Here is a 21985-nt window from a genome sequence, read left to right on the forward strand (position 1 = left end):
AAAAGCTCTTTGAATGGCACGATTCAAGGAGCTTTTTTCATAAAAGGGATTGGATTTTATTGAACCAATAAGTTGCAGCCTCGAATGTCTGCATTATCAAATCTACCGAGTACTTCAAAAGTATTTTCGCGAATGATTTTTCCTAAATCTTGCGTAGCGATGAAAGAACAAGAATTGATATTCGCTAAATCAATTACATTAATCCCGCCCGTTTTGCCATCCTCAATAAGGCTTAAAGGGTCGTTGGTATCGCGTATTAAAACTTTCATCCAGTTCGGGCATTGAAAAATCCCGTCGCCTAACGAATAAGCTTGCGATAGAAGTTCGGTCATGCCATATTCGCTGTGTACCGTCGGAATTCCAAATCCTTTTGTTAATTGCTCATGCAATTCCTGGCGAACCATTTCTTTGCGTTTGCCTTTCATTCCACCGGTTTCCATTACAATAAGTTCGGGAAATTGAAGGTCAAACTGTTCAATGAAATCCAGCAAGGCATACGTCACACCGATTAATACGGTTTTTTGTTTACGTTGCTTCAATTCCAATAATTTGTTAAAAAGTTCGTCGTGATTGTATAGAAAATATCCACTATCGGGATGTTGGCTTTTCGCAATTAAATCGTTCACCATGTAAATGAGCGACGAACCCGAACGTTGTTGATACGAGGGGAGTAAAGCCAAAAAACAATAGTCTTCAACCCGACCATAAAATTGCTCAAAAGCTTGTAAATAACTTTGCTCGTAAAGGCTTACATTGGTTACATGGTGACTACTTTGCACCATGCCGGTGGTCCCAGAACTACTAAACGTAACTTGCACAGGTTCTTTACTGCTTAAAATGGAATGGCTTTTAAAGAAACTAATCGGTAAAAACGGAATTTGTTCAATTTTTTTTACCTGCTCCACATCAACACCTAAATGATGAATATACGATTGATATACTTCGCATTTTTGGGCCTGCACGTTAAAAATCGATACAGCAAGGGCGTTAAATTGATCGGCAGAGCCGATGGTAAAAATTTCTCTGGATAAGCTATTCACACTGCAAAAATACAAAGCCTTATGCTAATTTCTCGTCAGTTTTTTTGCTGAGCATGGCTTTTCTAAATTGGCAACCACAATATCCGCAAATACCTGCAGCCAAACCGGCCAGAATACCCGTTAATAAAAGTAAAACCCACCAAATTTTAACGCCAATCATCACCGCTACTCTACCCGCAAGTAGATTGTCGTTCGGTAAGCTTTTAAACAAGGCATAGCCAATCCATAGGCAAAAAATAGCTAAAAATGATTGCCAAAATGAAATTTTACCTGTTTTGCCAATGAGGCCACAAGTAGCAAATGCGATGACACAAATAATCCACCATGGCAAAAACATTTGCAATATAAAACAGATGATTAAGAGTACTATGAAGACCATTTTGCTATTATTTAGAGATTTTTAACGTTGAAATAATTTTACTGTTCGCGTCGGTTGAAGATTGCATAAAAAATAAGTCGTACAGGTTTCCACTAGCCCAGGTATCAACCATGTTGTCGTAAAATTTACTTCCTGGGTTTCCGGATTGACCGCCAGGATAAACACCATGACCTTTCGGCGTTTTTCCTAATTCAATCACCATGCGCCACGATGGACCGTTTGTTTCACTCAAGGCATTTATAGTGCTTTTTGCGCCTCCAATTAGCAACGTTTTGGTGCCAAAACCCGGAATCTTTGCCAAATGCGGTACATTTGTTTGCTTTACATTTGCCCAGTTCCAATCTTTGTTAATAGGGCCAAACCTTCTTTCTAAACTATCGCAACTGTATTTGAACGCTTCATTCACCAAATCGCTCAGTGTTTCTTTTTGAGGCGTTTGAATATTGTCGTACCATTTTGCATTTGGCTCATTCAAAATCATCTCAACCGTTCTGTCTCTTGATGGATAGCGCATGGGAATGTCGCTTACTTCAAATTCATCCGCCCAAATGTCACTACTCAATCTTTTTGTCCAAATTTCAAAAACACTAGCTGCAATTTCGTTCGCATCGTACCGTTTGTTCCACTTTTTTATATACGTTAGCGCTTCTTTCTGCGTGGCATTTAATTTTTCTGTTTCCAGGAGTGAGGTGAATTTCGGTAGTACATTTTGTGCCAATATGCTGTAATTATCGGTTTGCATAAGGCGGATACTATCGGCGGTTGCATGTTTCATAACCGCTAAACGGTCGTTAATGCGTTTTCCACGTTCATAAGGAGAGAATTCCCAGTTGATGTAATACGGGTAATTGGGGTCGGTTGACGATTGATTGGCCGAACTTACAAAGCCTCGAGGCGGATTTTTCACAGTAGGGTTATGCGATGCTGGAATCCAACCATGCCAATCATACGCAGGATCGGTTCCGTCTAAAATAAATTTCCCTTGATCTTTCCATTTTAAAGGAAATTTTCCGTTCGGGGTGATGGCAATATCGTTGTCTACACTGGCAAAGATAAAGTTTTGTGCAGGAGCAGTATAGTACGTTAAAGCCTCACGATAATCCACATAATTTTTTCCACGGTTTAACAAGAAAAATGTTTTTAATTCGTTCGATTTTTCATGGGCAATCCAACGCAACGCATCTCCCAAAGGAACATTATTGGCTTTGCTATATTTTGCTTTTTGAAAATATACCACCGGTCCATGATGCGTATAAAAAACGGTATCAATTTCGTCTTTTGTACCGCGTATCTTGATGGTCTCCAAACGCGTTTTAGTCGGATTCCACTGGTTGTTATACCAATATTCTTTGTGTGATGCATCTTTAAACTTAATTTGATAAAAATCCAAAACATCCGCAGCAACATTGGTTACGCCCCACGCAATTTTCTGGTTAAAGCCAATAATTACTCCTGGTGCGCCTGGTAAGGATACTCCATAGGCGTTAACTCCAGGCGCATGCAGCTGTATTTGGTACCAAATAGAAGGTAAGGTTAAATCTAAATGTGGGTCGTTGGCTAAAATAGGAAAGCCAGAAGCTGTTTTTGCGCCCGAAAGAGCCCAGTTGTTGCTGCCGATACCTTCCACTTTTTCTTTCGTTTTTACGGTTCCAGTCAAAGCATCGCTAAAACTTTTGGGGCTTTTTGGAATGTCTAAGGGTTTAAAATCCCACTTTGTTCCAACCGGGATAATAGGGTCTTCACGAAATGGATAATCCGGAAAAAGATCTTTTGTAATTTCTGGGCCAAACTTCTTTAAAATATTAGTCATGTAAAACTCATCAGAGCCCATGGCTAAAACAGCCGACATTTGTTTCAATAACAAGGCGCATTTAATGGGTTCCCATAACTCAGGTTTAAAATCGAGCAATTTATATTCAATAGGGTAATTGGCTTTTGATAGCGATTTAATGTAGGCATTAATCCCATCGGTGTAGGCCAAGAGCATTTCTTTTGAATCGGGATCTTCCATCATCCCTTTTATGGAGTTTTCGGCACCGTAAACCATGCCCATCCGGCGTTGATACCGATCTACTTCAATCGCTTTAGACCCTACAATTTCACTAATACGACCGGCAGCAAAGCGTGTTTGAAAATCCATTTGCCAAAGGCGATGCTTGGCCGTTACATATCCTTGGGCTAAATATAAATCGTGGTTATTTTTTGCAAAAATATGTGGGATCATTCGCTCGTCGAATTTGATTTCGATTTCATCGATGGCTCCTTTAATTTTTACTTTATGATTCATGATGAAGTGATTGTTCTCGGCATTCTGCCAAAAACCTGCAAATGGATCTAAAAATTTGAGCAACGGAGGTGTGTTTCCAAACTTAGTATTAAAGAGAAATGCAATGCATATTGGCACGATTATGCAAAGCACAGCTTTGATTTTATTCATAATGGTTAGCGATAAAGCGGTTTTCCAACAAAATTGTTTATAAACGGAAAACAATAAGGTTTATAAAAATAGCAATTCATTCGTATGCTTGTATGTTTTTAGCCAAATTATTTTTTGAGTGGATAGATTTTGAGAAATCTTGAATAAAGAAATGTTTTAGACTTCCTACAACGAGATGATTAGCGCACTTATGGGGTGTAAATTATTATGCAAACATAATTTGTTTTTTTGATTTTAATCAATTAAGTTTATGATACAAATAACTAAATATAAACTTTATGAGAAGAATTTTTACAAGCCTTTGCTGTGCGCTTGTGTTTTTATGTACAACAACTTTGTTGGCTCAGGCACAGAATATCACCGTTAGCGGTGTTGTAAAAGACAAACAATCCAAAGAACCTATTTCCGGAGCAAGTATAACGATTAAAGGTCGTTCAGGAGGTGGATCATCCAATAGCAACGGGGTCTTTTCTTTTACCACGAAAGGGGCAGTGCCTTTTACCTTGGTAGCTTCGTACGTGGGGTACAGTAGGGTAGAACAAGAAATTACCGGGAATACCAGCGATATAACCATTGAAATTGAAACGCAGGTAGTTTTAGGAGGAGATGTGGTCATCGCTGCGTCTAGAACACCTGAAAAGATTTTAGAATCACCGGTTTCTATTGAGCGACTCAATGCTTCAGCCCTTAGAGAGGTTGCAGCACCTTCTTTTTACGATGCGATTAGCAATTTAAAAGGTGTGGAAACCAGTATGCAAAGTTTAACCTTTAAATCAATCAATACACGTGGATTTAATTCGAATGGAAATACCCGTTTCAATCAGTTTATCGATGGAATGGATAACCAAGCACCGGGTTTAAATTTTTCGGTAGGGAATATTGTTGGGATTACCGAACTCGATGTTGATAATGTGGAGCTTTTACCTGGAGCAGCATCGGCATTGTACGGCGCAGGAGGGATGAATGGTACGTTGTTAATGACCTCGAAAGACCCATTTCGATACCAAGGGGCAAGTTTTCAGTACAAAACGGGGGTTAACCACGTAAACGATGCCAATAGCAGTGTGCAGCCCTTTAACCAGTTAGATGTGCGCATGGCTAAATCATGGAAGAATAAGTTTGGGGTAAAGGTGGCGTTTTCGTATTTGCAAGCAAAAGATTGGTTTGCTAATAATTATCAAAATTTCGACCGCGTTGCAAATAGTGTAAAACCAGGCGATCGTAGTTCTGATCCAGGCTACGATGGGGTTAACGTGTATGGTGATGAGGTAAACACCAACTTGCTAGGTGCTGCCAGATCGGTGCAATCGGCCTTTCAAGCATCTTCTCCAGCAGGTTATGCCGCATTTAATTCTTTCATCGCAAGCGGAGCAACTTATGCGCAAATTGTACAAAATGTAAGCACCAATCCAGCGTATGCAGCATTGCGTCCGGCTTTGCCGTATTTAGGCTTGATGTACAGTTTAAACAAAGGAACAACTTCTAGTTCAACGGTTTCGAGAACTGGATACAACGAGGGCGACTTAGTTGATTACAATACCAAATCGATGAAAACTTCTGGTGCTTTGTATTACAATGTGACCAGTACGATTCAAGCGACTTTGCAAGCAAATTGGGGTACTGGAACTTCGGTGTATACGGGATCAGATCGCTATTCGTTACGCAATTTCAATATTGGCCAGTATAAATTAGAATTAAAAGGTCAGGATTTTTTTGTTAGAGGATATACAACACAAGAGCGTTCAGGCGATTCGTATATAGCCTCTATATTAGGAAGTTATATTAATGAAAAAACAAGTCCTTCGGCGTCATCATGGTTTCCAACCTATACCGTCGCCTATTCGGCAGCACGCTCACAAGGCTTAAGCGAAGCGCAAGCACAAGCAGCAGGTAGAGCAGCAGCCGATGTGAATAGGGCGATGCCGGGTTCTCCAGCTTTTGAAACGGCCAAAGAACAAATTAAAAATACAACCATCAGCGCAACAGATGCAAGCAAAGGCATTTATGGGGCAAAATTCGATGATAGAACCAATTTGTATCACTACGAAGGGATGTATAATTTTACCAATTTGTTTAATAACGTGGTTGAATTTCAAGTGGGTGCATCTTCAAGAACATATCAACTACGTTCAGGAGGTACTATTTTTGACGATTTAAACCGTAAAATTGATATCAACGAGTATGGCGCATTCGGACAATTGGGTAAAAAGTTCGGAGATATTTTTAAATTAACGGTGGCGGGTCGTTACGATAAAAGTACCAATTTTGAAGGCCGTTTTACACCACGTGTAACAGGAGTGTTTACGGTTGCAAAAGATAACAACATTCGCTTATCTTTTCAAACTGGATACCGCAATCCAACCACACAAAATCAATACATCGATCTTTCTGTTGGAGGAGGTGTACAACGATTAATTGGCGGTTTGCCAGAAAGTATTGCTAAATACGGTTTAAATGTAGAAGCAACTAAAGGATACACCGAAAGTAGCTACCGTGCGTTTTTAGCATCGGCCATTGCCGGAACGCCAAATCCTGCTTTATTGCAAAAATATACTTTCGACAGCAGAGGCGTTCGTCCGGAAAGCGTACAGGCCTACGAAGTTGGATATAGAGGATTGCTGGGTCCTAAATTTTTAATCGATGCATATGCCTATTACAATGAATATAAAGATTTCATCACGGCGGTGAACGTATATCAACAAGTAGGAACCAGCAATAATTTTGTGAAATATGGTGTTCCCGTAAATGCAGAAGGGAAAGTAACGGCTTACGGAGCCGCTTTGGGTATTGATTATTTAATTGGTAAATACAACATCAGCGGTAACGTATCGTACAATGAAATAGGCGATTTACCCGCTAATTACATCAACGATTTTAATACGCCAAAAATCCGCTATAATTTAGGATTGGGTAACAAAGAAATTATTAAAAACTTTGGATTCAATATCGCTTATCGTTGGCAAGATCAATTTTATTGGAACTCATCTTTCGCCGCCGGACAAGTACCAGCCTACAGTTCGTTGGATGCGCAAGTTAGTTTAAGAATCCCTTCTGTTATGTCTGTAGTTAAATTAGGAGGTTCAAATATTTTAAATAAATATTACTTCACTTCATACGGGAATCCGGAAGCAGGAGCCTTGTATTATTTGTCATTTACGTTTAATCCATAGCTTTTTGTAAAACCTTTGTTTAAAACCCTTCTTATGTAAAACTAAGGAGGGTTTTTTTTGTTAAATATGCCTCAGCTCTTATAAAATATTTGTATTATAGTACTTTCTTAAGCGCATCCCAGTTTGAGAACAAATATTTTGTAAATTTTGAATAAAATAGGATGGAAGCGAACAACGATAAGCCCAAAGACGTTACGGAACTAATAGAAAAGGTTCAAGAAATTCAACACTTAAATAATCCGGTCGATATTTCCGTAAAACCAATCGTTAAACAATATTTAGGTTCGGTTAAAAAAGTAAAAAAAGAAGGAAATCGTTTTTATTTTTCGGATGGAGATGCAAAGGTTGAAATTAGAGTTGTAAGCGATCATATTATTCGAGTGCGATTGGCTCCTCACGGTGTTTTTTTAGAAGATTTTTCATACGCTGTTCCAGAGGTCGATAAAAAGGTCACTGTTTTTAAAATGCAAGAACAGGAAGATTGCTATTTAATCTCCACCCATGCAGTAACCTGTAAAGTTGAAAAAGCAAATTTTCATGTTTCCTTTTTAGATAATGTAACCAATTTAACAATGGTAGAGGATCATAACTCGATGCATTGGGAAGAAAATAAAGATTTTGGGGGATACTACATTTTTGCCACGAAGAAATGTATGGCCGAAGAGAACTTTTTCGGTTTGGGCGATAAATCAGGTAATTTTAATTTGCGCGGACGTCGTTTCGTGAATTGGAATACCGACGCCTATTCATTCGGATGGAATCAGGATCCTTTGTACCGAACCATTCCGTTTTACATTGGCTTACACAACAAAGTCACATACGGAATCTTTTTCGATAATACTTTTAAGTCATACTTTGATTTTGCTGCGGAAGATTCGGGTAAAACCAGTTTTTGGGCAGATGGTGGTGAACTGCAATATTATTACATTCACGGACCACATATGATGGATGTAGTAAAACGATATGCAAGCTTAACAGGCACGCACCCAATGCCTCCAAAATGGACCTTGGGGTATCAACAATGCCGTTGGAGTTACTATCCGGAAAGCAAAGTACGTGATATTGCGACACAATTTAGAACACGTAAAATTCCATGCGATGCAATTTATTTGGACATCGATTACATGGACGGTTATCGCTGTTTTACCTGGAATAAGAAGTATTTTCCGAATCCGGCTAAAATGATTAAAGATTTAGCGGATGATGGTTTTAAAACCGTTGTGATGATTGATCCAGGGATAAAGGTTGATGACGATTATTGGGTGTTCAAAGAAGGAAAAGAAAATAGGTATTTCTGTCGCAGAAGCGACGATTATTATATGGAAGGGCATGTATGGCCTGGCCGATGCCAGTTTCCTGATTTTACCAATCCCGCAGTTCGAACTTGGTGGGGCGATTTGTATAAAGAATTGGTTGATATGGGCGTAGCCGGCTTTTGGAATGACATGAACGAACCGGCAGTTTTTGGCTCCGGAACATTCCCGAACGATGTACGGCATAATTTTGACGGCCATCGTGGATCGCACCGCAAAGCACATAATGTGTATGGGATGCAAATGGTACGTTCTACCTACGAGGGATTGAAAAAATTAATGCGCAACAAACGCCCTTTTACAATTACACGTGCTGGTTATTCCGGAATGCAGCGCTATGCGAGCGTTTGGACGGGGGATAATTTGGCTACTTGGGAACACTTGAAAATTGGTAACATTCAATGCCAACGTTTATCGGTATCAGGAGTGCCTTTTTGTGGAACCGATATCGGTGGCTTTAGCGCTGAGCCAGATGGCGAATTGTTTACCCGTTGGATTCAAATGGGTACATTTTCTCCTTTTATGAGAGCCCATTCTGCTGGCGATACCGCTGAACGAGAGCCTTGGAGTTTTGGTGAGTTTTTTGAAGATATTAACCGGAAGTTTATAGAACTCAGATACCGATTGCTTCCATATCTGTACTCGGTTTTTTGGGAACATCACCGGTATGGTTTCCCTATTCTGCGTCCTTTGGTCATGCTCGAACAAGAAAATATTAGCAATAGTTTCCGTCAAGATGAGTTTACCTATGGCGATAAGTTGTTGATATGCCCTGTTTTGGAGCAAGGCGCAATTTCACGCCAAGTGTACTTGCCTAAAGGAAATTGGTATAATTTCTGGACCAATGAAGTACTTGCCGGTGAACAAGAATACACCGTTGAAGCTAAAATTGACAGCATGCCAATTTTTGTTCGTGCAGGAACTGTATTACCTGAGTATCCGGTGATGCAATATGTAGATGATCGCTTGGTTACCGAAGTTTTCTTAAATATTTACAACAGCGAGTACGAAGTGAATTCATACATGTATGAAGATCATGGAGATACTTTTGCATATGAACAAGACATTTATCTGGAACGAAAGTTTACCGTAAAAGGTGATAAAAGTACGATAACTATAAAGCAGATACACGAAGGACTGTATACGCCAAATTATGAAATATTTGTCTGTAAAGTAATGGGTGTCAATTTCCAAGTGCGAAAGGTTATTGTCGACAATCACGAAATAACTGATTTTTACACCGATGATTTAAATCGTTTAAATTTCAAGTGTACCAAAAATTTCGGCGAAATTCAATTAATCAGTAAATAATAGCTGGCCCTAAATACCTTGGTGTTTAGGGCCAGCTATTCTGTTCAATTCAACATTTAACAGGGAACCCGCTTTTAAGAAGATAAGTAAAACAAAACGAATGAAAACATTCTTTTGTATCAAGCGGAATTTATGCACGCAATCCTACTAGTTCCTATGGATTAGAATAGGCAACAGTAAACCGTCTAACCAATTAAAGCCATGTCCTCAAAAAAGAGCATTACCACGCATAAACCCACAGTAGCCTCAATCGATAAAAGTCAAGCAGTTTGGGTTTATTCCCTGTTTACAGATTTTGATATCGATCTTTTTCTGTTGGGGAAACATTTTCGTTTGTACGAAAAAATGGGTGCTCATTTGGTAACCATTGAGGAAGCTTCGGGTGTTTATTTTGCTGTTTGGGCACCAAACGCAAGCAAGGTAAGTGTGGTTGGAAATTTTAATCATTGGAATCGCAGTACCCATATTTTATACAAAAGATGGGATAAATCAGGTATTTGGGAAGGTTTTATCCCACATGTTGGGAAGGGCGAAGTCTATAAATATTTTGTAAAGGGTTTCGATGAATCTGAGCATGAAAAAGGTGATCCTTTTGCCAGACGATGGGAGCACCCACCACAAACTGCATCAATCGTTTGGGATACCGATTACAAATGGAAAGACAAAACCTGGTTAAAAAAGCGCGAAAAAATAAACGCTTTGGATCAACCCATATCCGTTTATGAATTGCACTTGGGGTCATGGCAAAGAGATCCTGGTAATCCAGAGCGTGTATTGAATTGCCGTGAAATTGCAAAAACACTAGTGCCCTACATTCAGGAGATGGGATTCACCCATGTAGAGTTTTTGCCTGTCATGGAATATCCTTTTTATCCCAGCTGGGGATATCAAATTACGGGCTATTTTGCCGCTAGCTCTCGGTATGGGTCTCCGCAAGATTTGATGTATTTAATTGAGGCCTTGCATCAGGCAAATATTGCGGTCATTTTAGATTGGGTACCCTCGCATTTCCCGGGAGATCGACATGGCTTGTATGAGTTTGATGGAACACATTTATACGAACATTCTGATATGCGTAAGGGCTTTCATCCCGATTGGAAGTCGTATATATTTAATTATGATCGAAATGAAGTACGCTCATTTTTAATTAGTAACGCTATTTTTTGGATAGAGCAATACCATGCTGATGGATTACGCGTAGATGCAGTTGCCTCAATGCTGTATTTTGATTTTTCACGTACAGAAGGCCAATTTGGCTTAAATGAACACGGAGGGACAGAAAATTTAGGAGCCATTCAGTTTCTAAAAGACCTAAATGAAACGCTTTATGGAAATTTTAAAGGGGTACAAACCATTGCCGAAGAAAGTAGCACTTTTGATGGTGTAACACGCCCGGTGTTTGCGGGTGGTTTGGGCTTTGGGATGAAATGGATGATGGGTTGGATGAACGATACGCTGAAATATTTTAAAGTGGATCCCATCGAAAGAAAAAATTACCAAAATCAATTGAGTTTTAGCATGACCTATGCTTTTACCGAGAATTTTATGTTACCCTTTTCGCACGACGAAGTGGTACATGGTAAATCGCCTATGATTTACAAAATGCCAGGCGATGAATGGCAAAAATTTGCCAACCTCAGAGCGCTCTATGGTTATATGTTTACCCACCCCGGTGCTAAACTCCTTTTCATGGGTTGCGAATTTGGCGATACTGCTGAATGGAATTTTACCGAATCTTTAAACTGGCATTTGTTGGAATATGCACCCCACAAGGGCATGCAAGAAACCGTAAAAGCGTTGAATTTTCTTTTGAGAAAAGAACCGGCTTTGCATCATTTCAACTTTAGCTACGAAGGATTTGAGTGGATTGACGCTAACAATGCAAATGAATCAATATTTGTGTATATGCGTAAAGGACCAAAAGCTCAAGATACTTTAGTTATCGCGTTAAATTTTACGCCGGTTGTTCGTTCAGGATACCAAATTGGCGTGCCGTTTGAAAAAGAATGGAAAGAAATTTTTAATTCGGATGCCACAGAATTTTATGGAAGTGGAATCTTAAATGCTGGCGGGATAAAAAGTAGCGAGGTAGGTTGCAATAATCAGCGCTTTTCAATTCAGGTTACATTACCCGCATTGTCTGTAACAGTTTTTAAAGCAAACTAACCTCGCTATATAAAGGGATAGACAGTTCCTTTATTTATTGGTAATTATTTTGTATTTCGTTTAACAGTGATTCAATCGTATTAATGAAATTTTGTTTGGCAAGATCCCAAGTATTTGGCGATGCCATTTCTTCAATCAATACATCAATTTTTTGATCTTTAAATGGGGTATTGGTCGTTTGTTCGAAGTTTCTAAGTTGGTTTGCTAAATAGTATGAGTCCATGTCACCGTATCCTCTAAGAAGCTTAGCCTTCGTTAAAAAGGTATTGAGTAATAGAACTTGCTCTATCTTTTTCATACACAAATTTAATTTTTTATCAATTTAATAAGACAAAATAAAGTGATTTCTGCTTATTTGTTGATAATTGTCAATAGGTTTGTTTGTGTTGTATTTCTGCAGGTTGCTAAATATTTTAGAATCCATTTTAAATAAAAATGACCTAAAATTTCCCTGTTTAGAAATGTTCGTTATTTAGTTATTTGTTAGTTAAGAACATATACGTAATAAATAATCCTTTGGATTTTAAAAATATATTTTTTTTTAGGGTTTATTTGATTTTGTCAAGAAATTTGTTTCTAGGGTACAATTTGGGATATTAATCTTGGCGTGTTTAGTTGTAATTACTTTTTGTTCTTAATGAAAGTCCTTTTTTAACCGCTTCATTAACCTGTCTTTTCAGTGTCACTCTTTTCTTCCATGAAAATGTATTTGTAGTTCTTTTTGGTTTGCTTTCCAATTTTAAACAATAGTCTCGTGGGGGATTTTCTTAAAAAAATGTGGGTCTATTTAATAGTTAAAATCGCATAAAAAAAAGCTAAAATGATTGAGTTTCACTGGGGCTTATCTCATGATTTGTTGCTGAAAATGCATCAAGCACAAAACTGAATAAAATGGCAAGATCTTTTTTGAAGAATGAGTTTAATGAATAAATTGAACGGCTAAACACCCCAACAAGACCTCTACATTTGAGCAACAAATAAATTATTAACGCTCATCTCTATATTGAATTAACGTGAGAAAGAAGCTCATCTTTTCGTTTTCGGGCCTTATTTTATTTCTTGTACCAGTATTTTTGTATGGCCAATGCGACAATACCAAACGTACGTATGCCGATACTCAAGCAAGTTTTAGAGAGGGATTAGGAGCACTTGGCATTCCGTTTTTTGCTGGCAGTATTAGCAATGCTAGCAATGCTGCTGATGGGGATGTGAGTAAAGCTTCTACCTTAAGCGTGGAGCTGGGTTTAATTGGCTTGGCTTCTACAACTCAATTTTTACAATTTACTTCAGGCGGAAGTCCGCGTAATTTGCCCATAAGCAAGCCAGTAACGTTAAAAATTTCGTTACCAACCGAAGTGCTTAGTTTATTAAGTGGATTAGAAATTGGAACCTTTACAAACTTGCAACACGTAAGTGAATATTGGCCAACTGCAGGTTTAGGGCACTACGATGGATATAACGCAACAACTACTGCTTTATACAACAGTAGTAATATAGCAGGGGTAGTGAGTGGGGCAGGAGAAATGGAAATTACATTAACGCCAACAGAGTTATATAATGGAGTTTATGTGAAAGTAAAAGGAAATCTACTTTCCGTTGACTTGTCTGTTCAAGTTTTTCATGCCTATATTATGGAAGAGGTTTCAACAGTGAGTAATTGCGATGAAATAATAGACGTTTTGTCGGGTGTTCAGCCTTCTGTAGTAGGGGGTGTATTAAATACCACAGCCAGCGTAGATAATCCTTTTAATGCTGTAGATGGTAGTGAAAATTCTTTTGCAAGGTTAAATATTGGAGTTTCGGTATTAAATAAAACCTATTTAACCCCCGTTTTTAGTAAACAATCGGTTGCCGGCGATTCTGTAAACATTATTTTAGGGAAAACAGGTGGTGGATTATTAGATTTAAGTTTATTGACAGGATTTGTTATACAACCGTATTTAGGAGCTACAAAAGCAGGACCAGCTTTTAGCAATGCGGGAACTTTCCTTAGCTTAAATTTATTAAACGGAAGTACCAATAAATACAAGTTAACCTTTCCCGTAAATAATGCGTACGATCGGATTGAAATAACAACCGGAGGTTTGGCGGGTGTACTGAGTTCGATAGATATTTTCGATATCAGCAGGAAGATGGTTGTTCCCTCAGTAAAAACGGGGATTGCAGCCGAAGATAACCGAAGTATATGCTACGGAAATACTACCCAATTTACGATTCAAAACCCCCAAGCATGCACCACCTACAATTGGTTCGATGCTGAAACAGGAGGAAATTTACTTGCTACAGGAGCAAGTTATACAACGGGTAATACATTGGCAGTAGGTGATTATACTTTTTACATTCATGCCAGTCGTAATTTTTGTACCAAATCTGCCGAAACAGTACCTGTAAAACTTAAGGTAAATGCCTTGCCAACCGTATCGGTTGCCAACGTAACGATTTGTGCAGGCTCAACTGCCACGTTGAGCGTTGCCTCGCCTGATGCGGCTTTTACGTATAACTGGTACACTAGTTCTTTAGGAGGCACAATTATTCATTCGGGTACAAGTTATACCAGTGCCGCTTTAACTTCAAATACATCGTTTTATGTAGAGGCCATAAACAGTGTTACTGGTTGTAAAAATGCAGGTGGATTACAAAGTGTAACGGTGCTTGTTAAACCCTATGCCACCGTACCAGCCATAGTAGGAGCAAATACGATGTGCGCGGGTACCAATCAAACAGTAAGCAACAGTTACTCAGGTGGGATTTGGACTACTTCGGATGCAACCATAGCTACGGTTGATGCAACCGGAAAGGTTATGGCGCTTAGTGGTGGAAACGTAACAATTCAGTATACTGTAGCCTCTGATGGTACTTATTGCGGTAAAACAATCGGCTTTACCATCGCGGTTAATCCGCAACCCAATTTAACATTAGGGCCTGATTTAGGAATTTGTGAAGGCCAAGCTACCACCACTTTACCATACTCAAACGCAATCAACAGTCCTACACTTTACAATATTGCTTGGGTAGGAAATGCATTACCGGCTGTTTCTGAACAGGCCTTGCCTGCTAATTCAATTTCGTTAACAATTCCTTCAAATACACCTCCGGCAGTTTATGCAGGAGTTTTAACGCTCAAAAATGCTTTGGGTTGTGAACAGGAAATACCCTTTAGCTTTCGGGTAAGAAATGTACCGCATAAACCAATTATTTCAATTCAATAAAAAGAAAAAAACGATTTCAACTTAATAAAATTATGAAAACAGTTATTGTTAATCTCAAAATGAGTGCCTTTGCACTTTTAATGATGCTTTTACCACTAGGCGTATTTGCTCAAACAGTTAATGCATATTTATGTGGAACTTCTACAGCTAAATTAAAGGCCGCACCAACGGGTTATACTTTGGTTGCAGGCGATAAAATTGTGTGGACTGTAGATGGAACTGCCCAGCCTGCCATAACCTATGCAGTAGCTGCAGATGCAGAATTTACTGTAAACGGAAGTTCTCTAGCTGTTGATAATCATACTTATTCAGTTGTCGTTACCCCTGCAAATTCAAATTTGTGTCCGAGCGATGCTTCGGATGCAACCAATTTGTATAAATTGCCAACATTAGCAATCACTGCTGCAAATTCTGCTAACGAATATTGTACATCAAATGCTTCATCGGCAACGGTTACTGCCACATTGGGGGCTGGCATAACATTACCATCAGGGGTAAGTCTCGATTATTCTTGGTCTGCTACAAAAGATGGGGTAGCGGTAGGCACAATCGCCGATATTGGTAGTTCAAGTTCAAATGTATTTACCATGGCAAACAATACGGCTGCGGCAACCTATGTATTTACGGCTACTGCTACCTACAATACTGGATCCACCACGTTAATTGGTTCGTCTTGTACAGCTACAGCAAACGCAACAATTAAGTTAAGCGACAAACCAGGTAAACCAAGCATCAGCATTGTTCCATAAATCATAATTAATTAAGGGTTAAGGGGTGTTCAATAAACTAAAGATATTTATTTTTTTTGCCTTGCTATTTTTTAGGTTATCAACCTGCTTTGCCCAATCCTCTAGTTTAACTACTATCAACTTAAAACCATCAACGAGTATTAAGATACAGGCAACTGGAACGGGTGCGAATTTTTATCAATGGTTTAAGAATGGCGAACCAATTAATGGTGCTACTTCTCGCGTTTATTTGGTGTCAAGTGTTGGAACCTATTCCGTTTTATCTTTTAGTTCAGGAGGTTGTATCTCGGAGATATCCGATGATGTTGTAGTTCTAACTGCCCAGCCATTAACCTCGGCCGATGTTTCGATTGTTAAGCAGTCCGAAACCAGACAAGTGCTAGATAACGAGGAGTTTACTTATACTTTGCTGGTGCGAAATAATGGTGTTGAGACTGCTAGTAATTTACAGGTAAAAGATGTGTTGCCTGATAATTTGGTTTTGGTTGCGATAGAAACACCAGCTTCTGGAATAACGAGTTACAATGAAAATAAGCGAACCGTTTTGTGGAATATTGCCAGCTTAGCCAACAAGCAGTTTTTAGAATTGGTTATTCGTGTAAAAGCAATTCGGGCTGAAAGAGTGATAAACATTGCTACTGTAACGAGCGATGAAGCAGATCCGAATTTAGCGAATAATACTTCTAGTGATAGTAAAGATATTGTAGGCATAACCATTCCAAATGTTTTTACACCCAATGGCGATGGTAAGAATGATGTATTTTTTATAGGCCAACTAGCAAATTACCCTGAAAATAAATTAGTGGTTGTAAATAGGTGGGGAAGTTCTGTATACGAAAAAGATGGCTATTTAAATGATTGGACAGCAAATGGCTTATCAGATGGGACCTATTTCTATGTTTTAAGGCTGAAAAACCATTCGGGAGAATGGAAAGAATTTAAAGGATATGTTACGGTTACAAGATAAAGGAGTGGTTATGAAAAGGATTTTGATTTTTTTCGTGTGTTTCGTAAACTTTCTAGGAGCTTCTGCTCAACAGAACGCACAATTTGGCCAATACGTTTTTAACGGATTGTTTTTAAATCCGGCATACGCGGGCTATAAAGAAGAACTTTATATGCAGGTGTTCGCAAGGTCGCAATGGACCGGCGTAAAAGGGGCGCCACAAACGTTATCCATTTCAGTTGATGAGGCGATTGATGATGAAGCTCTTGGCATTGGCCTTTTGGTATCGAAAGATAAGATTGGAGCCCAAAGTACCCTCAATTTTTCAGGTAATTTGGCTTACCGCATTAAACTTGATCAAACAGAAACCAATGTGTTAGCCTTTGGTATGGGTTTAGGTGTGATGCAAATGAGTGTAAACGGAAGCTTATTAAACCCAATCGAATCTGGCGATGCACGTATTTCAGCTTCAACCGAGTCGAGAACTGTGCCTGATATTAGGGTAGGGATACACTATTCCAACGAAAAGTTTTTTATAGGATTTTCGATCAATAACTTATTGTCGCAATACCTTTCGGTATTTAAAGAAAATCTTCTTTTAAGCATTACAAGCAAACCCCACCTGTATTTAACCGCTGGATTGGCACTTCCATTGAATGAAGATTTGATCTTAAAACCATCCTTTTTGATAAAGGATGATTTAGGTGGACCAACCTCAATTGATTTAAATACCTATTTTCTTCTTCGCGAACGTTTGGGCTTTGGTGCGGTTTACCGAAGTTCCCTTAAGCTATATCCCAAAGCTAATTTACAGCCCGATTTAACAACTAAAAGTGCAGTGGGCTTTATTGCCGAATTCTTTATCCAAAAGAATTTAAGGATCGGCTATGGCTACGATTATAATTTGAGTAAGTTAGGTTCATCCGATTATGGCTCCCATGAAGTATCTATTGGATATTACCTCAATACTGCAAAAAGCAGAAGACCAAAATGTTATTTTTAAAATTTTATTAAAAACAATATACTGCACAATCTACAACAGGATTTCAGTTTCGAACAAATTATACTGGAAGGATAACCCGTGAAGGTAAAGGAATAGTCTCCAGCAAGTGCATTTAGCAATACATGTGGAAGGATAAACAGGATACTGGAAAGTTGTATAGATGTTTGAGAGCAATACATGCGTAAAAACAGGCTGTTGTTTCGATAGTGCTTCTTTTTTTTGGTGGATACATTGATTTTTTTCACTAAAATCATAGTATAAGTGTGTTTTTGTGGGTAAAAGGGTTTGATAGAGTTGTTTTTTTGGCTTGGAAACTAAATAATGTGTTTTTTTGAAGATGTGTTGCGCTATTTTTATTTTTTTTTATTTAACTAGTTGTATTTCAGTTGTTTTATTTCGGTTTGGTTAGTATCTTTATGTGAGATATTTGAGTTGTTTCTCACGCAAGAATATTTTGACGAGCATTTTCTAGTTAATCTAAATTTAATTATAACGCAAAACGATGTCAAAAACTAAAACGATTGTGCTTATTCACGGAAATTTTGTGAATAATCTTACTTGGAATGCTTGGAAAAGTTTTTATGAAGAAAAGGGATATACAGTGCATACGCCTGCCAATCCCGGTCACGAAGGAAATCCTACAGCCCTACGCACTGAAGTTTCTCCCTATTTAATAGAAACAGGTTTTGTAGAGGTGGTCGAAAACCTCGTTAAGTTAATTGATGGCTTACCCGAAAAACCGTTGATTATTGGGCATTCAATGGCTGGAATGGCCGTGATGAAATTAATTGAACTGGATAAAGCAGTTGCCGGGGTAAGTATTGATGGAGCACCACCCAAGAATGTTTTTCCTCCTTTTCAAACCATTAAAACGGTACTTGGTGCGTTCGGTTTTTTTTCTTTCAAGAAGTATTTTATGGGCTCCGAAAGTTGGTATAATGCTGCTTTCTTCAATACATTACCTCCTGCTGAAAGGAAAAAGAATTTTTTAAAGTTCGCGGTTCCCGAAAGTTTTAAAGTAAGTCGACAGTTGCTGCTTAATAGTTTTTCAGCAATCGATTTTAAAAAAGCACACGCGCCACTTTTGTTTGTTGGTGGAGGAAAAGACACCATTTTCCCCGCAGAGTTAACCCGTAAGATTGCGAACAGCTATACGCATGAAAATAGTAGCGTAGACACAAAAATCTTTCCGGATAAAAGCCACTTTATTTGTGGTGAACCTGGTTGGGAAAAGGTGGCGGAGTATATCGTGGATTGGTACGAAAAGTTGCCGTAGCTGCTTGATTTAATATTTGTTTTTTAGGAATGTGTTTTGAATTTTTGAGCCTAAAATTGCAGAAAATACACCGGCTATTAAAACTGTTCCAATGGTTATGCCTGCAAGATCTTCTTCAGGATGTAAATATGACAAAACCGCTATGCCTAAAAAACTGAGGACTGCACCTAGTACAAATCCAGTGATGGTTCCTGCTTTATTTTTCATGATTATATTTATTTGATTTACAGGTCTTTGTATTTTCGAATATACCAAATTGTTCTCAAATAAAAGAATAATAGGTCGCATTAAATTGGCAAGGGCTAAATCATGACGATAATTTTCCCCTCGTGAGAAATAGTAGTTGCACCATAAATTCTGTTAAAACACATCTTTTATTAAGAATCTATAAACCAGTTTTTTAAAGTTCTAGGGTTCGATTAATGTTGATTTGTGCTAAAAAAGCTTCATCGTGCGAAACCACAATTAAAGTTCCTGTGTATTCATTTATAGCGGAAATTAATATCTCGATGTTCTGTATATCGAGGTTATTGGTGGGTTCATCCAATACAATTAAATCTGGTGCTTGTGTGCTCATGGTAAGGCAACACAGCATTAAACGCATGCGTTCACCACCACTTAAGCGCATGCAAGGTTTATCCCAGGTTTCTTTGCCAAATAAAAAACGATTGAGGCGAATTTTAACCTCGTGTTCTTGCAAAGCTGAGTTGTTAAATTGTTGAGCTTGTTGGTACACCGTAAGATCCGCTTGGAGCAAAGAATAATCTTGGTCTACATAAACGGATTTGTTTTCCGCAAGCTTCAAGCTACCGAATTGAACAATGGTTTTTCCTAAAATTAATTGAATTAAGCTGGTTTTGCCAGCACCATTTTTGCCTTTTAAAACGATTCTTTCGCCGCTAAGAATTTGAAAACTTAAAGGTTCTTTCCAGAGGTAATTATCGCCGTAACGAATGTTAATAGCTTTAGCCTGAGCCAATATTTTTCCTGTGTGCAAACGCGAAGGACTGAATCCGAATTTCATTTTGTCAACGTCGGGAAGGTCTGAACGCAGGTTTTGAAGTTTTTGATTAAGGTTCTCTATTTTTTCGTTGTGGAGGTTTTTAAGCTTTGATGTACTGTTTTCTGCTTTGTTGCGTAACGTGTTCATCATAATTCTTGCAACACCTGCTTTCTCTTGTTTCCCTTTTCCTCGACTATCCGTCTTTTGTTGTCGCTCAAGGGTTTCTCTTTCCTTTTCTTTCGCTTTGCGTAGGGACTTCTCTTGATGTTGGATATCCTTGTTTAAAGCCATGTTTTCGATTTTCTTTTGGCTGCGGTAAAAATCGAAATTGCCACCATACACCTTGATTTCCTGTTTGTTTAACTCGCAAACTTTGTTTAAAATGTTGAGCAATTTTAAATCGTGGCTAACCAAAATCATGGCACTTTTGCTCGCTTGAATGTAGGCGTACAGCATAGCTCTTCCTTCTAAATCCAGATGGTTACTGGGCTCGTCCAATAGGATTAACCTGGGTTGATGGATGTTCATCCCCGCTAGAAAAACTTTTGTTTTTTGTCCGCCACTTAAGCTGCTCATCTGCGTGGATAAATCGAAATGAGCCAGTCCCCAAAAATCGAGGGCTTCTGCGCTGCGTTCCTGAATGGTCCAATCATCGTTAAGAGCTGTGAAATTTTCTTCGGCTGTATTTCCTTGTAAAATTTCCGTTAGGGCGTTTATTTTTTCAGCAATGCCCAAGGCTTCTGAGATGGTTAAATGATTGTATTGCCCGAAAATCTGGGGCACATAGTAGGGTTCGGCCTCCAGACTTATGAAGCCTTCTGAAGGGAGTAATTCTTGTGCAACGAGTTTTAATAAAGTAGATTTTCCTACTCCGTTGTTGCCAATTAACGCAATTTTTTCGTGTTTATCAAGCGCTAAATGAAGGGTGCTAAATACTAAATCCCCGTTAGGGTGTATGTATGAAAGGTTGTGTAAATGTAACATGATTTCTTTCGCTAAAGATTAAACAATGCGGCCAATCGATTGATTTTGCCGGTCTTATTTTGCTTGAAAGAACTGGGATTTTACATGTTTATTTACACTAAATGATTTGCTTACAAAGATAACACTATTTTTTGAATGGCTCAAACAGATTATTACAGCACTAGGTTATTGATCATTTAAAGAATCAATGCTAGCTGCTTTTAGTTTTTCCAAGGCTGCTTTCATGTTGGCAATTTGCTCGGCTGGATGGCTTTCCCAAACCGTAATTTCGCCAACCACGCGAAAGGGATGTACCGATCGATACGATTTGCTTGGGTTGCCAGGAAATTTCTTATCCGTTAAATCCGGGTCATCTTCTATTTTGCCACAAGGTTCAACCAGGTAAATTCTTTCTTTTCCATCACCTAATGCAAGTTCTGCACCCCAAATGGCAGCATCTAAGGTAGCCGATAAAAAGATATATGCAGCGATTTTTTGTTGACCATAATTGGAGTTAAAGCCTGGTGAAATGAAATCGCCCATGCGTAAATCAGCTTTGGTCCCGTGAAAATACGTTTGTGCAAATGGCGTTGCATGCAATCCTTGCTGTGTGGTGTCCATTGGTATCCCGTTTATTTAGATGCGTATTTCGATTCGTTTTCCCGTGCACGAAAGTGCACAATTTGTTTTATCAGTTCAAAAGGCATGGCTTGGTTCAACGGAAATTGAACAGAACCCTTTCCTTGTTTGTAATGGGAAAGCTCTTGGGCGAATTCTTGGTGTCCGGTAGGAGTGGCGTAGAAACCAATGTGTTTTTTGTATCCGGCAAAATAAACCAAGGCTTTGCCATGCGTTTTATAAGCCGGCATTCCGTACGAAATACTCTCAGCAGCCTCCGGTGCCGCGTTTTTTATCGCTTTGCGTATTTCTTGTAAAATTAGCTGAACCTGGACGGGGAATGTTTCGATATATTCATCAACCGATTTAAATGCTTGTTTCGTTTCCATAATACGCGTTATT

At 38.7% G+C, this 21985-nt stretch carries 16 protein-coding genes; 8 read left to right on the top strand and 8 right to left on the bottom strand.

Annotated features, from left to right (window positions below; all coding sequences use genetic code 11):
• Nucleotides 1-56 precede the first annotated feature (56 nt).
• The 3 genes from ACJVDK_RS18675 to ACJVDK_RS18685 are packed head-to-tail and all read right to left on the bottom strand — an operon-like array spanning nt 57 to nt 3856.
• Nucleotides 57-1040 carry a LuxE/PaaK family acyltransferase gene (locus ACJVDK_RS18675; protein WP_443938179.1) on the bottom strand — a complete coding sequence of 328 codons (984 nt, stop codon included), beginning with the start codon at nt 1038-1040 and terminating at the stop codon, nt 57-59.
• Between the two features lie 19 nt (nt 1041-1059).
• On the bottom strand, nt 1060-1419 hold the full coding sequence (locus ACJVDK_RS18680) for a hypothetical protein (RefSeq protein WP_443938180.1): 360 nt from the start codon (nt 1417-1419) through the stop codon (nt 1060-1062).
• 7 nt (nt 1420-1426) lie between these two features.
• Nucleotides 1427-3856: a penicillin acylase family protein gene (locus ACJVDK_RS18685; protein WP_443938181.1), complete on the bottom strand. Its 2430-nt coding sequence runs from the start codon at nt 3854-3856 to the stop codon at nt 1427-1429.
• Between the two features lie 278 nt (nt 3857-4134).
• Here ACJVDK_RS18685 and ACJVDK_RS18690 point away from each other — a divergent pair, with 278 nt between their 5' ends.
• The 3 genes from ACJVDK_RS18690 to glgB all read left to right on the top strand — a co-directional run bounded on the left by ACJVDK_RS18690 (nt 4135) and on the right by glgB (nt 11816).
• On the top strand, nt 4135-7026 hold the full coding sequence (locus ACJVDK_RS18690) for a TonB-dependent receptor domain-containing protein (RefSeq protein WP_443938182.1): 2892 nt from the start codon (nt 4135-4137) through the stop codon (nt 7024-7026).
• A gap of 161 nt (nt 7027-7187) precedes the next feature.
• A complete protein-coding gene (locus ACJVDK_RS18695) occupies nt 7188-9650 on the top strand; it encodes a glycoside hydrolase family 31 protein (protein ID WP_443938183.1) in 2463 nt (820 codons plus the stop codon).
• Nucleotides 9651-9851: 201 nt separating this feature from the next.
• Complete coding sequence (gene glgB, locus ACJVDK_RS18700; protein WP_443938184.1) at nt 9852-11816, top strand: 1,4-alpha-glucan branching protein GlgB; 1965 nt, start codon at nt 9852-9854, stop codon at nt 11814-11816.
• A gap of 34 nt (nt 11817-11850) precedes the next feature.
• On the opposite strand, the gene ACJVDK_RS18705 is transcribed toward glgB, so the two are convergent.
• A complete protein-coding gene (locus tag ACJVDK_RS18705) occupies nt 11851-12114 on the bottom strand; it encodes a hypothetical protein (protein WP_443938185.1) in 264 nt (87 codons plus the stop codon).
• Between the two features lie 715 nt (nt 12115-12829).
• Between ACJVDK_RS18705 and ACJVDK_RS18710 the strand changes: the two genes are divergently transcribed.
• From ACJVDK_RS18710 to ACJVDK_RS18730, 5 genes are all read left to right on the top strand, one after another.
• Nucleotides 12830-15025: an Ig-like domain-containing protein gene (locus ACJVDK_RS18710; protein ID WP_443938186.1), complete on the top strand. Its 2196-nt coding sequence runs from the start codon at nt 12830-12832 to the stop codon at nt 15023-15025.
• 32 nt (nt 15026-15057) lie between these two features.
• Nucleotides 15058-15774, top strand: a complete 717-nt coding sequence (locus ACJVDK_RS18715; protein WP_443938187.1) for a hypothetical protein — start codon at nt 15058-15060, stop codon at nt 15772-15774.
• Between the two features lie 61 nt (nt 15775-15835).
• Entirely contained in the window at nt 15836-16741 is a 906-nt protein-coding gene (locus ACJVDK_RS18720; protein WP_443938188.1) for a gliding motility-associated C-terminal domain-containing protein, read from the top strand.
• A gap of 10 nt (nt 16742-16751) precedes the next feature.
• Nucleotides 16752-17723, top strand: a complete 972-nt coding sequence (locus tag ACJVDK_RS18725) for a PorP/SprF family type IX secretion system membrane protein (RefSeq protein WP_443938189.1) — start codon at nt 16752-16754, stop codon at nt 17721-17723.
• Nucleotides 17724-18225: 502 nt separating this feature from the next.
• The gene (locus tag ACJVDK_RS18730) at nt 18226-18999 is read left to right on the top strand and encodes an alpha/beta hydrolase (protein WP_443938190.1); all 774 of its coding nucleotides are present in this window, start codon (nt 18226-18228) and stop codon (nt 18997-18999) included.
• A gap of 9 nt (nt 19000-19008) precedes the next feature.
• Here the strand turns inward: ACJVDK_RS18730 and ACJVDK_RS18735 are convergent, their stop codons facing one another.
• The 4 genes from ACJVDK_RS18735 to ACJVDK_RS18750 all read right to left on the bottom strand — a co-directional run bounded on the left by ACJVDK_RS18735 (nt 19009) and on the right by ACJVDK_RS18750 (nt 21972).
• Complete coding sequence (locus ACJVDK_RS18735; RefSeq protein WP_443938191.1) at nt 19009-19206, bottom strand: hypothetical protein; 198 nt, start codon at nt 19204-19206, stop codon at nt 19009-19011.
• Nucleotides 19207-19399: 193 nt separating this feature from the next.
• Complete coding sequence (locus ACJVDK_RS18740; RefSeq protein ID WP_443938192.1) at nt 19400-20986, bottom strand: ABC-F family ATP-binding cassette domain-containing protein; 1587 nt, start codon at nt 20984-20986, stop codon at nt 19400-19402.
• 165 nt (nt 20987-21151) lie between these two features.
• Complete coding sequence (gene arr, locus ACJVDK_RS18745; RefSeq protein WP_443938193.1) at nt 21152-21586, bottom strand: NAD(+)--rifampin ADP-ribosyltransferase; 435 nt, start codon at nt 21584-21586, stop codon at nt 21152-21154.
• 11 nt (nt 21587-21597) lie between these two features.
• Nucleotides 21598-21972 (bottom strand): iron chaperone, encoded by a 375-nt coding sequence (locus ACJVDK_RS18750; RefSeq protein WP_443938194.1) that lies wholly within the window; start codon nt 21970-21972, stop codon nt 21598-21600.
• Between the last annotated feature and the right edge of the window lie 13 nt (nt 21973-21985).

Origin of the sequence: Pedobacter paludisoli, assembly GCF_052344095.1 — a bacterium.
Classification (GTDB): Bacteria; Bacteroidota; Bacteroidia; order Sphingobacteriales; family Sphingobacteriaceae; genus Pedobacter.

Coding starts and splice junctions, on each gene's coding strand:
- ACJVDK_RS18725 (WP_443938189.1), top strand. CDS start 16,752: ATGAAAAGGATTTTGATTTTTTTCGTGTGTTTCGTAAACTTTCTAGGA.
- arr (WP_443938193.1), bottom strand. CDS start 21,586: ATGGACACCACACAGCAAGGATTGCATGCAACGCCATTTGCACAAACG.
- ACJVDK_RS18740 (WP_443938192.1), bottom strand. CDS start 20,986: ATGTTACATTTACACAACCTTTCATACATACACCCTAACGGGGATTTA.
- glgB (WP_443938184.1), top strand. CDS start 9,852: ATGTCCTCAAAAAAGAGCATTACCACGCATAAACCCACAGTAGCCTCA.
- ACJVDK_RS18680 (WP_443938180.1), bottom strand. CDS start 1,419: ATGGTCTTCATAGTACTCTTAATCATCTGTTTTATATTGCAAATGTTT.
- ACJVDK_RS18695 (WP_443938183.1), top strand. CDS start 7,188: ATGGAAGCGAACAACGATAAGCCCAAAGACGTTACGGAACTAATAGAA.
- ACJVDK_RS18715 (WP_443938187.1), top strand. CDS start 15,058: ATGAAAACAGTTATTGTTAATCTCAAAATGAGTGCCTTTGCACTTTTA.
- ACJVDK_RS18690 (WP_443938182.1), top strand. CDS start 4,135: ATGAGAAGAATTTTTACAAGCCTTTGCTGTGCGCTTGTGTTTTTATGT.
- ACJVDK_RS18705 (WP_443938185.1), bottom strand. CDS start 12,114: ATGAAAAAGATAGAGCAAGTTCTATTACTCAATACCTTTTTAACGAAG.
- ACJVDK_RS18735 (WP_443938191.1), bottom strand. CDS start 19,206: ATGAAAAATAAAGCAGGAACCATCACTGGATTTGTACTAGGTGCAGTC.
- ACJVDK_RS18685 (WP_443938181.1), bottom strand. CDS start 3,856: ATGAATAAAATCAAAGCTGTGCTTTGCATAATCGTGCCAATATGCATT.
- ACJVDK_RS18730 (WP_443938190.1), top strand. CDS start 18,226: ATGTCAAAAACTAAAACGATTGTGCTTATTCACGGAAATTTTGTGAAT.
- ACJVDK_RS18750 (WP_443938194.1), bottom strand. CDS start 21,972: ATGGAAACGAAACAAGCATTTAAATCGGTTGATGAATATATCGAAACA.